Origin of the sequence: Bacillus sp. AFS029637 (assembly GCF_002584985.1) — a bacterium.
GTDB lineage: Bacteria > Bacillota > Bacilli > Bacillales > Bacillaceae_G > Bacillus_A.
Genome location: NZ_NUPZ01000039.1, coordinates 1 through 12,990 on the forward strand (window position 1 = coordinate 1; position 12,990 = coordinate 12,990).

Consider the following 12,990-nt stretch of genomic DNA (forward strand, 5'->3'; position numbering starts at 1 on the left):
CCTATAGCAATTGAACAGTTGAAAAAAGAAAAAAGCTCTGCATTATGCAGGCTTTCTTTACGATTTCACCGCTAAATTATTCATAAAATTTTCTATAGAATTCGCCTGAAATATACGTAAATGAGGAGATTGAACGTCGTAATGTTTGTCAGTAATTATAAGGATTGAAGGAAAGAATTTAGAACCTTTCGGTTGCCAGGATTCATTATGCCATTCTTGGCTATGGAAATATAACTCATATCTGTTTATCTTATCTTGCATTATCTTTTTACTATAAACCGAATTTTGAACTTCAATAAAAAATGGGGATCTACGCCATATAGTAAAAGCATCTGGCTCCATATATTCTTTCCCATACTTTGGTTCAACTTTGAATAGTTTAGGATTTTCATAATGAACGAGTTGTTTGTATACGTCCACAATACCAAGGAAATGAGGAATTTTTTGACTTGTCTTTCTGATAGAACTTGGCTGCGGAAAATAAATGTATGGGTGCTGCAATACGTTAGCATCAACATGGCCGTCTCTTCTTAATCGTTTCATAACCGTATTACAGCAAGTTACCGCATTCTTTAAGCCTTGAAAATGCAAGTCAATAATATCGTCACGGGACATGCATCTAAATCGATTCAAATCATTCAAAATTCCTTTATCTCTACTCTTCATCATCTAACACCCCAAATAACGGAATTTCTTCTTGCGATGAATTCTGGAGTATTTTCTCCTCTTTAGACATGCGATATGTTTCAACAATTTGTTTCGCCTTACCTAATTCCAAATAAGGAGCTTGCACTTTCTTTAATCCATTTCGTTTTAAAATCATTTGACCTGATTGCTCTAAATGCTCTGAACCAGGAGTACCCATGATATTACTATTAATTGCACTATCACATTTAAAGCCGATTCTTACGGTCATATTGAGCTTTAACTTACCATCTAACACTTTTGCATCTGGCCTCTGCATACTAAGCATAAGAAAGACTCCAAGTGATCGGCCGACTGCTGAAATCTTTTCAATCGTAGTCATACACTCTGTTTCATCTTTAAGCATAGCAACTTCATCGATAGCAAGTAGAATATATGGTTCTTGATGATTAGGATTTAATTTGTTGTACGCATCAATATGATCAACTTCATATTCTTCCATAAGTTTTCTTCTTTCTCTGATTTCCTTCCATAACTTTTGAAGCATTATTTTCATTTCGATTTCTTCCATACAAACTTCTTTTACATGCTTCACTCTACGCAAAAAATGAAATTCAGAGTTTTTTAGGTCACCAAGATATAAATGCAACTTTTCAGGAGACATATATTGAATGAGTGTAGATAGTACAACACGTACCATACTACTTTTTCCACTTCCCGTTTCTCCTGCTATTAATAAGTGTGGTGTATTGGAATCAACCATATCGTACGTAATCGTTTTTCCGAATTGATCCCGGCCAACCACAACAGGAAGACGGTATTCTTTTAATAATGGCTGCCATTCTTTATAACAGTAATTGTATGGTTTTAGTCCAGCATCTGAACTGAATACATGTAGTACAAACTTTTTCACATCCCCTTCAATCATAATATTCCGTCCTAATATTTGCTGAAAACAAAACCACTTCTTTTCAATCTTCTGTGGATCTAATCCGTTTGGGATGGTAAAAACATACCTCACGCTTTCTGCTGAAGAAGAAACATTATGTACCTTTGGATAAATAGGCACTTTTCCCCCACGGGTTTGATGTTCCGTATATAAACCTGCTTTTCCGAACACCTCCATAAGCTGATTCCTTAACTTTTGCGTACGAAGCCACTCCTTTATAATCCCCATTACTCCCTTCCCTCCTTAAAACATGATTACGATACGAACAAATACATATCCAATCAAGCAAACTCCACCAATTCGCGTTCCGTGATAAATACCTTCGCTTACAAATTTAGCTGCTGATATATAGTCATGTCGCACCAAGTATTTTTCTAACATGACTGCTCCGATTAAAATCGTTCCCATAACTCCTAATGCAATGTAAGTATGTAATACCTGATCCGACATATGAAGGAATGCAAAAGGACTTAATGAATTGTATTTACGGATTTTCTGTTTTTTATCTTTGTATGACCGATTCATAAACTCGCGAAAAGGAATTGTTTCTTTACTAGCACGCATTTAAATGCCCCCTTTATTAACAGAATGAACAAACTAGATGAAATATAGGGTTTATACGCTTATTACCTTGATAGCATTACTTTGCTAGTTAACATGGTAGATACTTTGCTAGTACACAGGCTAGTTTATTTGGTATCTACTTTGATAATAAGTTTGCTAGGTACTTTGATAGCAACCTTGATACATCATATTGCGTGGGGCTTGTACATTATTAACACTTTTGTTTAAAAAAAATGAGCTTTGGCAAAGCTAGAATTACACAAGTATAAAAGAATGGGAGTGTAAAAGGTGTTCGGATTAGGAAAACCTTTATCAAAGTTCGGAAAATTTCTTAGGAAGAATGAAATTACTCAAACAGAATTAAAAGAATGGAGCGGAGTAAACCAGAATACAATTAGCCGCATTACACGATCTAATGAGAATAGGCCATCATTAGGTAATGGCCAAAAGATAATTAGAGCTTTAAAAAGAAAAGGATACCGTGTAGACTTTGAAGATTTTTGGATGTGATAATTCGCACGATAAATATTAATATATCAACAACACACTTCAATGAAAACCATTTTCGAAAATGAACATACCCTAGTACAAAATTCTTGATTTCTTAAAAGAAGGTATTGGAGTTTATTTTTTGTATATACATAATCATTCCATAAAAAAAGACAAATAGATGCCTATGGGCATCTATTTGTCTAAAAACGACTACTTATAATTATTTTACTTCTACAGTATAATTCCCTGTTCCACCGCCATATTTATATACACTTAAGTAATCAATGGATTGGTGCCTCTAATCAACAATTCACTAAAATATTCAATGGTGCGAGACCAAAAACTTTTATTTACATAATTACCTTAAACATCATATAGAACCAAGTTTATCTTATCTATACTATAATAGCTTAGTCCCTCACAACAAGAGAGGATAACATTTACATTTCTCTTATTTATTTTACCACTTGAACAGATACTGGTTTCCAACCCTGATTCTCTACCCAATCAATATCAACCTTATATTTTTTATTACTTTGCTTATCTCGTACATTACCGTAGGCTTTATTATTACCATTATTCCCAATAAAATCAAAAATCAATTGACTCTCTGGAACATCAACAGCATATGAAATTGCTTTTTTCATCTCATTCCAATCTACTGTTCCTTCTTTAAATTTCATTGCAGGTTTTGCTCCTTGCTCTGTACCAATTGGCTTCCAAGAAGGATTAGTTTGAGAACCCTTTTCTTGAGATATCGTTTTTTCTCCCTCTTTATTTTCATTTTCGTTCGTTTTTACAGGTTCTTCTACTTTTTGTTTCTCTTCTAAATGTGCTGTTTCTTTATCTCCGTTTTTCTTTTCTTCTATCTTTACCGCTTCTTTATCTTCATTTTTCTTTTCCTCTACCTTTGCCGCTTCTTTATCTTCATTTTTCTTTTCTTCTACCTTTGCCGCTTCTTTATCTTCGTTTTTCTTTTCTTCTATCTTTGTTGCTTTCTTTTCTTGAGCAATTGCTTTCTTTGGTGTATCAGAAGTGAAAAACAGCTGATATGTCACTATGCCAACTGTTACTAATACCACACTAAATGCGATATTAAATATCCCCTTATTACGACGATTTTGTTCTTTTGCTTGAAACCTGCTTCCTTGTCCCATTTTTCAAACCTCCGTGTTTATTTTCGCCACTAATCTTTACGTATTCTTCCTAAGAATCTTAATATTTTTATTAAATAATAAAAATGAACTACACTTCCCATGCAGAATTCCATATAAAAATAATAAAATTCATGCTTTTTCAAGTATCTGACATATGTTATTCAAAAATAGTTTAATAAATTAAAGATTGATAAGTTGCTGTACTTAAGTATACTTTTTAACAATTAAGCCTCTTCTTCACCGATTTATAATTTCTAAAATCAAATGCCCTCTTTAGTTGGCGCTTTCCAATGGATATGCCGTGAAATTAAAAGAGATTTTACCTCATTTGCCCTCTTTTCAGAATAGCTTTCGCTACTAGGGAATTCTATTATTCCTAATCTAACCTTTAATTCGCTTTCATGACAAAACGAATCTTTATGGAGTTCCCTTATCTTTTGTATAAAGCGCCTTTATTTTTTTCTATATAGAGCATTTTTTCTTTACTTATAACCTTCTTAAAAGCTTCTTCTCTACTGTAAAAGTCATTTAGACTATACAATCCATACCATTTAATATGTAATGTCTCTATTAATTCCACCTCTTTTTCCAGACAATACTATTATTTCTGAATATTTTATTTATTATGAATACACATTCCCGCTTACTTGAATTAAAAATTGCGCTTTTCTATAATACATTTTATTGTTAATAACTTCAATAATGAATATGTACATCTGTAGCATTGAATGGATGCAAAAAACATAGAAATTTTATCTTTCTACGTTTTTCCTAACTTCAGATTATTTTACTATTTAAAAATCTTCCTTCCATTTCACTTTGTGATCGAATTCAAAGTTTTCTATCTCCAAATACCTTACGGGATCTTACTAGAAATGTTGGTTTTGTACAACGTACCAGTAAGTACCAAGCAGAAGATCGATCTAGCAGCTTTATGTGTTTGGGTGAGCCAAAATGTAGCCTTTAAGGAACTTACACTGGATCTTTAGAAAAAAGAAAAATCTTATGTGAAATTAAACTTATATAAGCTTAGCTTGAATCCAAATGTTAGCATAGCAACTATTGTTAACAATAGTAACGGCCAAAAGGTAATTAGAGCTTTGAAAAGAAAAGGATACTGTGTAGACTTTGAAGATTTTTGGATGTATGAATCAGCTCGATAAATCGGGCTGATTTTTTTTTGAGAAATTTATCATTCTTTTTGATTTTTTCAACACTTGTCTCTCTTTTATAAATAAAAGGAAAACACAGAAAGGATTTTTTAATGCAGATTAAATTCAATACTAACGGGAAGAAAATCGAATTCCATGCAGAAGTAAACAAGCCAAAGTTTAAACTGAAACAAAAACACTGGTTAATGTTACTGTGGGGGGGCGAAATTACAACGATGATATCTCGTATCTTCTTTTAAGAAAAGACCAACTAATTAAGTTTTATTTTTTTATAAAAACCCCTTCATAAGAGAACGTATATCCGTGTATAGTAAGAACAGATGTTCTTATCGTTAAGGAGGCGTAAAGGTGTATGACTACTCAATTTTGCCGAATCGAATTGTTTTATGTGTAGATCTTCGAAGCTTTTATGCTTCAGTTAGTTGCATCAAGATGGGATTAGACCCACTACATACCAAATTAGCTGTAGTAGGAGATGTGAACAGAAATGGTTCTATTGTTTTGGCTGCAACACCACCATTAAAGGCATTAGGTGTTAAGAAAATGGCAAGGTTGTACGAAATACCACGGCGTAAAGACATTCTTGTGGTAAACCCAATCATGGGAACTTATATAAAATGCTCCAATTACATAACAAAATTAGCTTTGCAATACGTTCCTATTGAGGACTTCCACCAATACAGCATCGATGAATTTTTTATGGACATTACGGATAGTATCCATTTATTCGCTCAAGATCCATACGAATTTGCTATGCAATTCAAACGTGAAATATATGAACACACACGAATTGAATGTAACATCGGCATTGCTCCTAACCCACTATTGAGTAAGGTCGCTTTAGATATTGAAGCAAAGAAGAACAAAAACGGGATTGCTTGTTGGAAGTACAAGGATGTACCTACAAAGCTATGGAGCATACGACCACTTAATAAATTTTGGGGGATTTCTCACAAAACCGAAGAAAAGTTAAATAGAAAAGGGATACATTCCATCGAAGATTTAGCCAACTATCCCCTTAAATACTTAAAACAAAGCTTCGGTAAGATCGGTGAGGAATTGCACTTACATAGTCACGGAATTGACTTTAGTCGCATTTCAGAAAAATATGTTCCTGCCACAACTTCTATTGGAAAAAGCCAAATTCTAATGCGTGACTACACAATAGAAGAATTTCCGATTATTCTACTGGAACATATTGAAGAAGTTTGTTATCGACTTAGAAGACAAAACAAACTTGCTCAAACCGTTCATTTTTCTGTCGGTTATAGCAAGAGTTATACAGGCGGCATTAGAAAAACACATACTTTAAGCCGTCCGACTAACTTAACAATGGATATTTATAAAATTTGTACATACTTTTTACATCAACAGTATACTGGTGAACCCATACGCAGCGTAAACATCTCTTTAACAAACTTACTTCAAGAAGGAGAAGAACAAATTTCTCTTTTTGATCATGTCGCGCAACGAGAACAAGAAGTGAAGTTAACAAAAGTAATGGATGAAATACGCACAAGGTTTGGGAAGAACAGTATTTTACGAGGGATTTCCTACACGCATAGCGCTACAGCTAGACACAGAAACACACTAATTGGAGGACACAAATCATGAGTAACGCCAATATACCAAAAGGAAGAGAAATGGTGAAATTCACTCCGTTTGCAGCAATGCCTGAACAGTTTGCTGGTATTCGTGAAATCATCAAAGAGAAAAACAAAGTAACTCGGCCGATCTTAACAGATGAAGAAAAAGAACTAATTGGGAACATGTTGTTATGTTCCTTATTATCTGAAAAAGAAATACTAATTACATATTATGAAGATGGTTATTTACTTTCTAGCTACATGACTGTTGTTGGTATTGATCAGCAAAATAGTGCTGTCATATGTACCGATGCTTTTCGTAATAAGATGACACTACGATTTTCTAATATAATAGACATAAAATAGAATAGATTTAAGTGATCAGGTTTGAATTGTTATAAAGGGGTGTATAAAATGCAAGGGAATCAGATAAGAAAGAATACAGCAAGAGCAGTGATTGATAATAATATAAATAACTATCCCTATTTAAATATACCTATGATTATCAACGAAAAAGATGGAATGGTTTACGAAGTTCTAAACGCTGGTTTTCATAATAATGATGCAATAGGAATGATAACAACGGACGGTTTCGCTACTACTAGGGTAAATACACCGATTGTATCAGTAAAAAACAATGATGGTAGCATTCAATTATACCGTTTACCTTTAGAACTTGAATATTGGGTACTTTCTTGTATGCTTGCTGCTTCAACAGGGAAAAATCCATTCCCATGTAAAGTTGCTTTTGGAATCATTGACACTAAATTTCATGTGGAATTTAGATGAAAATTAACCGGTTCACTATACGTAAGGAACCGGTCGCTCAATTTATTACTTTTTCATTGAATCCCTATCTAGATTAGTAAGGTTTGTTTTTTCTTTAAGTTCCATACATAATCCCTTGTTAATGTGATATTCCACTTTGTGTTGTAGTCAGTAATCCTCTTGTTTTCAAACTCCCATCCCCATATATATATCCTAACTATATAAAAAGCCTCAAAAAACTTTGTTTTTTGAGGCTCGGATAATTGTTTAGTATAGACGTTTCAATACTTGTTTCATTTCTGGTTTGATGTTAATACTTGAACGGTTTTCTTTTGCTTTTTGTTCCGCTTCTTCTACGTTAGATGCATGCCCTAATTCTACTAATAATCCAGTTGCAACTGTACCTGTACGATTACGTCCACCGGAACAATGGAAAAATACTCTCTTATCTTGTTCAACAGCTTCTTTGACCGCTGCAATTGCAGTTTTTACTGACTCATCTTGTCCCTCTACACCTTCTACAATCGGACAAGCATGACGTGTAGTTTCTGCTGGAAATCCTTCTGGTTTTTCTCCGTCGGCACGTAAATCAAATACCTCAGTGATTCCATGCTTTTTTACAGCTTCTTGTATCGCGTCCACTCCACCAATATATACTTTTCCTTTTACGAGTTCGTGATAGTTAGTCATGTTTGTTAGTCTCCTTCAATTATTATTTAGCAACAATTCGATCCGCCACTTATTACAAGGCCTGCACCTTGTTGATCTTCTACATAGTCTAGTGTCAATGTATTTACAAGTTCAACAACCTTTGGATCCATAGCAACTTGAATACCGTTTACTGTTTCTGTGACATCATTTTCTTGTGCTTCTCCTAAATTAATACCGTAGCTAGGGCCACAGCATCCAGCACCATCAAATGTAAAACGTAATGTTGTAACACCGTTTTCTTTCATAGCAGTTTCAATAAACTCTTTTGCTTTATCTGTAATATTCATTTTCATTTCTCCCCTTCATAGTAACTAATTAAAAATGTATTATTTTACTAAATCTTTAAGTTTCTCATACCCTACAATATCTTCCGATTGCCAAGGGATGATAACACAGCTATTTTGCGATTCCTTTTGTACCGCTTGAATCCACTGTATTTCAGACTGCGCTCTTCCTCTTAACACTAAATCGGTTGTATGTGTTGCATAAAAGCTTTGATTAATTACCCACCATTTTGGATAAATTTCTGCACGTTTTAAATCCTCTTGTAGACGACTTGCTTCATGAACTGGTGTCGCTTCCGCTAACGTTACAATTACAACACTTGTTTCCTCTGGATTACGAAGACGTGGTAGTAAGTTTTTTACAGACTGTGGTACTTCACCTGAAGATCTTGCAATTTCTTTATGATACGTTTGTGCCGCGTCCAACAACAATAACGTATGACCCGTTGGCGCTGTATCAATAACTACAATTTCATCATTTGCTCTTTCAACAATATCCGCTAAAGCACGGAAGACTGCGATTTCTTCTGTACAAGGAGAACGTAAATCTTCTTCTAAATACGCTAACCCTTCTTCATCTACTGTATCTTTCGCCTGCTCAATAACTTCCTTACGGTAGTTTTCTACTTCTAGTTTTGGATCAATACGACTTATCGTAATATTCCCTTGTTCGCCATGCATAACATAATCAATATGTGCCGCTGGATCCGTTGTAGTTAAATGTACATGATGTCCTTTTTCAGCAAGACCAACTGCAATTGCAGAAGCCACAGTTGTCTTTCCTACTCCACCTTTACCCATTGTGAAAATAACTTTTTTTCCCGTTTCAGAGAGATTTGTAATCAATGCTTGAAGAGAAGGCATCGAAATATCTTGTTTTTCTTCATCCAAGATTAAAATATTTTCCATTGGTTTAACAAGTTTTCTCATATTCTCTATCCCAGTAACATTAAACGGTACTAATGGGATTTCGTAAGTTGGAAGGCTTTTTAATTCTTCCGCCATGTTTTCTAAAGCGTGCGAGTGTCTTGTAAACAATGCTTTAGAGACAGCATCATTTTGCATGTGATTTGTAAGGATACCATTCACCAGTAGGTATTGATTACTAACTCCAATTTCTTTTAACTCTTTGGCTGCACGTTCCGCTTCTTGCAATGGAGAACTATCTGGTCGTGTGACAAGCAATAACATTGTTTGTTTTGGATTAGATAGTGCTTGAACCGTTTGACTATATAACTCTTTTTTATCTCCAAGGCCTGCTAATGGTCCTAAACAAGAAGCTCCATGCGTACTTTCTTCTAGGAAACCACTCCAAGCCGTAGGAAGTTGAAGAAGACGTAACGTATGACCTGTTGGCGCTGTATCAAATATAATGTGATCGAATTTCGATGTTAATTCTTTATTTGTAAGTAACGTAGAGAATTCATCAAATGCAGCCATTTCTACTGTACAAGCTCCAGATAATTGTTCTTCCATTGTCGCAATAACCGTATCAGGTAATTTCCCGCGATATGGACCAACAACACGCTCTTTATATTCATGAGCCGCTGTTTCTGGATCTAAGTTAGCCACTTGTAGATTCGGAACATTAGGAATGACTTTTGGTTTATTGGTTAGTTCTATTTCAAATACATCTTGCAAATTAGAAGCGGGGTCAGTACTAATTAACAAAACACGTTTCCCCATATCAGCTAACGTAATGGCTGTTGCACATGCAGTAGATGTTTTTCCTACTCCGCCTTTTCCAGTAAAGAATAAAAATGGTGTAAATGTCATTGTGCTTGGATTAAATAGGTTTGTCATTGCCTTTCACTTCTTTCTCTATTTTTTTACGTTTAAATTTAAACGTATCTTTGGCTTCTGACTTAACTCTTCTTCCGTTATATTCGTTAATTGTGCTAATTCTTCATTTGTTAAATGAACTCTTTCTTTTACTATTATTCCATCTACTAAAGTAACAGGTAACACATCTGGTCCTTTGTCCATTAATAACTGACTAATGACACTGTTATTAGCAAAAGCGTCTGGTTCACTCGCAAGATTATAACGAGTAACATTCATACCTTTATTCTTCAAATTGTTAATTGCTACTGAAACACGAATTAACTCCGGGTCAACACTCGGTCCACAAACTCCTGTAGAACAACACATTGCAGGATCAAAAATTTCAATTTTTTTCATCTCTGATTTCTCCCCTTCTTTATAAAAAAAGCCGAGAAAGAATTCTCGGCCTATTTTGTTTTCAATTATTCTCCTGTTTCAGCATACTTTTTAATGCGTGCGCCAATTTCATCACGAACTCTTTGGAATACAGACCACTCTTGACCAGCTGGATCATCAAATCCCCAGTGAACTCGTTTTACATGCGGTGGTGTTGTCGGACATACATCATTTGCGTGACCACAAAGTGTTACAACAAGATCCGCTTTGTCTAAAATGTCGCGATCAATAATATCAGATGTTTGATCCGTGATATCAATGTCTACTTCATTCATTGCTTTAATCGCATTTGGATTTACTCCGTGCGCCTCAATACCAGCAGAAAGTACATTCCATTTGTCACCTAAATATTTTTTACCCCAAGCTTCTGCCATTTGGCTACGACAAGAGTTTCCTGTGCATAAGAAATAAATTGTTTTTTTGTTTTCCATGATAATTCCACCTTTTTACGAATAGTTATTTTGGTTGTGTTTGAAAGTATTTACGCTGGAACCAAAGCGCAACATTTACAAGTGCAATCATAACTGGTACCTCTACTAAAGGTCCGATAACTGCAGCAAACGCTGCACCAGACTGGATTCCAAATACACCTACAGCTACAGCAATCGCTAATTCAAAGTTGTTACTTCCAGCTGTAAATGCTAATGTTGTTGATACCCCATAACTTGCACCGATTTTTTTGCCCATAAAGAAGGAGACAAAAAACATGATTACAAAATAAATGAGTAATGGAATCGCAATACGTACAACATCAAATGGTACGCTAACAATCACTTCTCCTTTTAGAGAGAACATCACAATGATTGTAAATAGTAATGCGATTAAAGTAATTGGACTAATCTTTGGAATGAATACTTTTTCATACCATTCTCGTCCTTTCGTTTTTACAAAAATCAAGCGTGTTAGCATTCCTGCAATGAATGGAATTCCTAAATATATAAACACTGATTTTGCAACCTCTGCCATTGTTATATCTACAACAGCTCCTTCAATTCCTAACCATTCTGGAATGACTGTTACAAACACATACGCGTATACTGAGAAAAATAACATTTGGAATACAGAGTTAAAAGCAACTAACCCTGCTGCATATTCTGTATCACCTTTTGCTAAGTCATTCCAAACGATAACCATCGCAATACAACGCGCTAAACCTATCATGATTAAGCCCACCATATATTCTGGCTTATCCTGTAAAAATATAATTGCTAAGGCAAACATAAGAATAGGACCAATAATCCAGTTTTGTACAAGTGATAATACCAATACTTTTACATCTTTAAAAACGCGCCCCATCTCTTCGTAGCGTACTTTAGCGAGCGGTGGGTACATCATTAAAATTAAGCCAATCGCAAGCGGGATAGAAGTTGTTCCTACCTGTAGACTATTCATTCCATCAACGAATCCAGGTGATAGATATCCAACTCCAATCCCTACTGCCATTGCAAGAAAAATCCAAAGGGTTAGATATCGATCTAGGAAAGATAGACGTTTTTTCCCCGTGTTGCTCATCCTCCTCACTTCCCTTTCTAACTATTTATTAACAACCACACCGGAGTGTAGGATTGCTCTTCTCAATTTGTTTAATTTTCTCTGTTTGGTCTGGTACATGTGCTAAAATATCTTCTAAAAGCGTGTATAAATCACTTGCTTGATTTAAAGAATAATAAATCCACTGACCTCTACGCTCTTCCTGCACTAAACCTAAATCCTTTAACTTTCGAAGATGCTGACTGATAGAAGGTTGGCTCATATCAAATACTTCGAGAAGCTCACATACACAGCATTCACGTTGTTTAAGAATTGATACAATTGTTAGCCTTGTTTTGTCTCCTAATAGTTTCAGTAATTGGGATGCTCTTGTTACCTCTACAACTGTTTTTTCCATATCTACACCTACCTTGTTATAATTACATAAGCATATGCTTATATGTTGTGTAAAAATAAAGTGAATTATTCTTTTAAGTTACTTTATTCTCTCTTTCAAAATAAGTATATAACTATCTGCTTATATGTTCAACTGAAAACTCTCACCTTTACAGAATCTTTACATTGGATTTCCTTATTTAAAATTTGTACTCTTTTTCTTATCCCAAAAGATATAAATGATAAATCCTATAGGTCCTGTTAAAAAAATAAAAATTAACCATATCAGAAAGTGTTGCTTACTAATTTTATTTTTCCGATATTCGAGCGTGACATATGAACACATGTAAATTATTAACAGATACATACCTACAATTAACAATTGATCCAACAAACCTATCCCTCCATTCTTTTTAATAAATAATTATTAACCCTTTTTAAAATCATAACATAAGTAAATAATTATATGTCTATATAATTGGCGTTATATCTTATAAATCCCCTGCCAAATCCACTAAGAGTTTATATTACCATTACCTATGAGAGTTATTCCCCCTATAAAACTAAGGGATATGA

At 34.5% G+C, this 12,990-nt stretch carries 15 protein-coding genes and 3 pseudogenes; 6 read left to right on the top strand and 12 right to left on the bottom strand.

The genetic code is table 11. The annotated features are described in order from the left end of the window. Window positions 1–57: 57 nt before the first annotated feature. The 3 genes from COE49_RS20615 to COE49_RS20625 are packed head-to-tail and all read right to left on the bottom strand — an operon-like array spanning window position 58 to window position 2,158. Entirely contained in the window at window positions 58–633 is a 576-nt protein-coding gene (locus tag COE49_RS20615) for a replication-relaxation family protein (protein WP_088233225.1), read from the bottom strand. A gap of 22 nt (window positions 634–655) precedes the next feature. Further along, entirely contained in the window at window positions 656–1,822 is a 1,167-nt protein-coding gene (locus COE49_RS20620) for an FtsK/SpoIIIE domain-containing protein (RefSeq protein WP_098946037.1), read from the bottom strand. Between the two features lie 15 nt (window positions 1,823–1,837). Continuing rightward, complete coding sequence (locus tag COE49_RS20625) at window positions 1,838–2,158, bottom strand: hypothetical protein (RefSeq protein WP_098946038.1); 321 nt, start codon at window positions 2,156–2,158, stop codon at window positions 1,838–1,840. 288 nt (window positions 2,159–2,446) lie between these two features. Here COE49_RS20625 and COE49_RS20630 point away from each other — a divergent pair, with 288 nt between their 5' ends. Together COE49_RS20630 and COE49_RS28120 are read left to right on the top strand one after the other, a co-directional pair. After that, window positions 2,447–2,668: a helix-turn-helix domain-containing protein gene (locus tag COE49_RS20630; protein ID WP_098946039.1), complete on the top strand. Its 222-nt coding sequence runs from the start codon at window positions 2,447–2,449 to the stop codon at window positions 2,666–2,668. 252 nt (window positions 2,669–2,920) lie between these two features. Continuing rightward, window positions 2,921–3,007: pseudogene (locus COE49_RS28120) on the top strand (WXG100 family type VII secretion target); the annotation flags it as partial. Between the two features lie 98 nt (window positions 3,008–3,105). On the opposite strand, the gene COE49_RS20635 reads toward COE49_RS28120, so the two are convergent. Then, window positions 3,106–3,807 carry a YrrS family protein gene (locus COE49_RS20635; protein WP_098946040.1) on the bottom strand — a complete coding sequence of 234 codons (702 nt, stop codon included), beginning with the start codon at window positions 3,805–3,807 and terminating at the stop codon, window positions 3,106–3,108. Window positions 3,808–4,044: 237 nt separating this feature from the next. Then, window positions 4,045–4,387: pseudogene (locus tag COE49_RS20640) on the bottom strand (sodium:proton symporter). 204 nt (window positions 4,388–4,591) lie between these two features. Between COE49_RS20640 and COE49_RS28515 the strand changes: the two are divergent. The 4 genes and pseudogenes from COE49_RS28515 to COE49_RS20655 all read left to right on the top strand — a co-directional run. Beyond that, window positions 4,592–4,784: pseudogene (locus tag COE49_RS28515) on the top strand (hypothetical protein); the annotation flags it as partial. 543 nt (window positions 4,785–5,327) lie between these two features. Then, window positions 5,328–6,593, top strand: a complete 1,266-nt coding sequence (locus tag COE49_RS20645; RefSeq protein ID WP_098946041.1) for a Y-family DNA polymerase — start codon at window positions 5,328–5,330, stop codon at window positions 6,591–6,593. Beyond that, window positions 6,590–6,931 carry a YolD-like family protein gene (locus tag COE49_RS20650; protein WP_098946042.1) on the top strand — a complete coding sequence of 114 codons (342 nt, stop codon included), beginning with the start codon at window positions 6,590–6,592 and terminating at the stop codon, window positions 6,929–6,931. The genes COE49_RS20645 and COE49_RS20650 overlap by 4 nt, the downstream gene beginning before the upstream one ends. Before the next feature lie 48 nt (window positions 6,932–6,979). Beyond that, window positions 6,980–7,354 (top strand): hypothetical protein, encoded by a 375-nt coding sequence (locus tag COE49_RS20655; RefSeq protein ID WP_098946043.1) that lies wholly within the window; start codon window positions 6,980–6,982, stop codon window positions 7,352–7,354. 246 nt (window positions 7,355–7,600) lie between these two features. Here the strand turns inward: COE49_RS20655 and COE49_RS20660 are convergent, their stop codons facing one another. The 7 genes from COE49_RS20660 to COE49_RS20690 all read right to left on the bottom strand — a co-directional run bounded on the left by COE49_RS20660 (window position 7,601) and on the right by COE49_RS20690 (window position 12,436). After that, a complete protein-coding gene (locus COE49_RS20660; RefSeq protein WP_098946044.1) occupies window positions 7,601–8,023 on the bottom strand; it encodes a protein-tyrosine phosphatase family protein in 423 nt (140 codons plus the stop codon). Between the two features lie 26 nt (window positions 8,024–8,049). Further along, the gene (locus COE49_RS20665; RefSeq protein ID WP_098946045.1) at window positions 8,050–8,331 is read right to left on the bottom strand and encodes a HesB/IscA family protein; all 282 of its coding nucleotides are present in this window, start codon (window positions 8,329–8,331) and stop codon (window positions 8,050–8,052) included. 39 nt (window positions 8,332–8,370) lie between these two features. After that, the gene (arsA, locus tag COE49_RS20670; protein ID WP_098946046.1) at window positions 8,371–10,131 is read right to left on the bottom strand and encodes an arsenical pump-driving ATPase; all 1,761 of its coding nucleotides are present in this window, start codon (window positions 10,129–10,131) and stop codon (window positions 8,371–8,373) included. Window positions 10,132–10,149: 18 nt separating this feature from the next. Further along, window positions 10,150–10,509, bottom strand: coding sequence for an arsenite efflux transporter metallochaperone ArsD (gene arsD / locus COE49_RS20675; RefSeq protein WP_098946047.1), 360 nt, complete (start codon window positions 10,507–10,509; stop codon window positions 10,150–10,152). A 65-nt stretch (window positions 10,510–10,574) separates the two neighbouring features. Further along, on the bottom strand, window positions 10,575–10,979 hold the full coding sequence (gene arsC, locus COE49_RS20680) for an arsenate reductase (thioredoxin) (protein ID WP_088232986.1): 405 nt from the start codon (window positions 10,977–10,979) through the stop codon (window positions 10,575–10,577). A gap of 25 nt (window positions 10,980–11,004) precedes the next feature. Continuing rightward, window positions 11,005–12,060 carry an ACR3 family arsenite efflux transporter gene (gene arsB / locus COE49_RS20685; protein ID WP_048372833.1) on the bottom strand — a complete coding sequence of 352 codons (1,056 nt, stop codon included), beginning with the start codon at window positions 12,058–12,060 and terminating at the stop codon, window positions 11,005–11,007. Window positions 12,061–12,088: 28 nt separating this feature from the next. Then, on the bottom strand, window positions 12,089–12,436 hold the full coding sequence (locus COE49_RS20690; protein ID WP_088232987.1) for an ArsR/SmtB family transcription factor: 348 nt from the start codon (window positions 12,434–12,436) through the stop codon (window positions 12,089–12,091). Window positions 12,437–12,990 lie beyond the last annotated feature (554 nt).